General features: G+C 66.1%; 1 pseudogene. It reads left to right on the forward strand.

Features of this window, described 5'->3' with window-relative positions:
- Positions 1 to 930 (forward strand): annotated as a pseudogene (locus AC07FN_RS45945) (hypothetical protein); the annotation flags it as partial.
- Between the last annotated feature and the right edge of the window lie 144 nt (positions 931 to 1,074).

Below are 1,074 nucleotides of genomic sequence, written 5' to 3' on the forward strand. Positions count from 1 at the left end.
CCGCACGATCTCGGCGACGTTAGGCGTCCGCTGATCATGCTCGTCCACGGCTTGTTCAAGACCTGCGCGGACGCCTCGGGCACCGCGTCGTTCGACTGGCCGTGCCCGCCGGGAACCCGGCAGTTGCACAGCGAACGCGGTTACCGCGATCTCGGTCGGGAATTGGCCGGCCACGGCTACATCGTCGTCTCGATCAGCAGCAACGGGATCAACGGCCAGCACAGCAACGACCAGGTCGCCGACCGCGCGGCACTGATGAACAAGCACCTGGAACTGTGGCAGCGGTTGTCGGCCTCGGGCACCGGCGCGCTGGCCGGAAAGCTCCCGGCCGACTTCACCCACCGGGTCGACATGACCAAGGTGGGCACCATGGGCCATTCGCGGGGCGGCGCCGCCGTCATCCAGCAGGCCAGCGACCAGCAGCGGAAGGCGTGGCCGGAAGGGGTTACGATCCGCGCGGTAGCGGCCCTGGCGCCCGCGACCGCCTTCACACCGGACGGCAGCACCGGAAACTGGATCACCGATATTCCCTACACCGTGATCATGGGTACCTGCGACTGGGATACCCGCACTGCGGGCAGTGAACTCCTGCACACCACGGTGCGGCACACCGCGCCGGCCGGTGGGTATCTCATTCACGGCGCCAATCACAACTTCTACAACACCACCTGGTCGAACGGGCCCGGATCATTCGACGACGCCAAGAACTACGAGCCCAAGGACAAACCGGCGCCGCCAGCGGGGCAGTGCTACAGCAACGACGGCAAGTACACCGAGCAGAAGCAGCTCACCCAGGACCAGCAGCGGGAGGTAGGCGATGCCTATCTGTCCACCTTCTTCCGCCGCTACCTCGGCGGCGAACATCTCGAGGACCCCGTGCAGCATGTGACGCCCGTGGAGCGGCTGCGGCTGGAGACCACTCGACGCTGACGCAAGTCCGATGTCCAGCTTGGGGATCACGACCTATGGTGTGATCCCCAAGTCAGGGTCCCTGGCTTGCACGAATACCGGGATGCCGCCCGTTCGCCCGTGCTATCTCGGGGGAAGTGTGGCGCCACACGCCATCCCTGAAGG

This window comes from Saccharopolyspora sp. NPDC045941 (assembly GCF_056431445.1).